The 500-nt window shown below is 50.6% G+C and carries 1 protein-coding gene; it reads left to right on the forward strand.

Annotation, left to right across the window (positions count from 1 at the left end; genetic code table 11):
* Positions 1 to 234: 234 nt before the first annotated feature.
* Positions 235 to 500 (forward strand): hypothetical protein (locus tag J5M66_RS26565; RefSeq protein WP_207817539.1); only part of this gene is annotated, 266 nt, incomplete at its 3' end.

A 500-nucleotide genomic window follows, 5' to 3' on the forward strand; every position in this document is an offset into this window, starting at 1 on the left:
GCGCAGTACCTGTGGGAGCGGGTTTACCCGCGAAGAGGCCCTTGAACCAGTATAACTTCCACCATCTTCAATCCTCCCCTGACAGCTCGATTCGCTATGCTCGAGCTCTTCTTCTATTGTCTCATCACGCCCATAAGCAGGGGCTGCTGACCCTGCCTGGTAAAAATGCTAGTTGTCCGTTGCTGTAGTCTTTGAAAGACTTGGGTTAAGTTGTCTGTCAATCAGGGGCTAAGTATGGAACTTCAGCGTAAAGCTTTGAGGCTGTTTTATTGTGGTCGTAATGTGCATGCGATCCTTCGTGATCAAGGTAGTGGTACTGTTTTTCGGGTCGGAGGGCAATTATTGGCCGAGTCGAGGAACAGTGCTGTAGATAGCATTGCCCTATTATCGGTTGATAACTCTGGCTCTGTAGTTGGCGTGGCGCATGAGAGTGGTCGGGAGACGTTTGATTATACCGCTTATGGCCATTGTTCCTCCCTTTCTTCGGGGCGCTCCTCGCT

The sequence above is a fragment of the Pseudomonas sp. 67(2021) genome (assembly GCF_017491835.1).
Taxonomy (GTDB): Bacteria; Pseudomonadota; Gammaproteobacteria; order Pseudomonadales; family Pseudomonadaceae; genus Aquipseudomonas; species Aquipseudomonas atacamensis.